This window comes from Bacillus pretiosus (assembly GCF_051294775.1).
Classification (GTDB): Bacteria; Bacillota; Bacilli; order Bacillales; family Bacillaceae_G; genus Bacillus_A; species Bacillus_A wiedmannii.
On sequence record NZ_JBPPHF010000099.1, the window covers coordinates 1 to 321 of the forward strand.

1 protein-coding gene is annotated in these 321 nt (G+C 37.1%); it reads right to left on the minus strand.

From position 1 onward, the window contains the following. The coding region (locus tag ACSG5Z_RS30020; RefSeq protein WP_435712762.1) for a hypothetical protein at positions 1 to 279 on the minus strand (279 nt) is incomplete at its 3' end. Positions 280 to 321 lie beyond the last annotated feature (42 nt).

Consider the following 321-nt stretch of genomic DNA (forward strand, 5'->3'; position numbering starts at 1 on the left):
ATATATATATTCTCCCGTTACACTTTGATTAATCCCATTAATTCTAGCAACCCGCATTAAGTCCGCTCCTTGAAGAAAATACATCGCAAGCATTACTGGCACTTGTGACCACATAAACTGATAAAGCTCCTCGGCTCTCAAGTTTGTCGAAACAATTAAATCATTTACAGGTCCTTGATTCCATACAGAAGTTCTAACTGAAATAAACGGAAGATCCTTTCCATTTACCACTATTCTTGCCATACGTTGAGTTATGTCCACATCAATTCCCTCCATCATTACAAAAATCGGACCTGTGTATTTACTCCTATGGTTATAAAT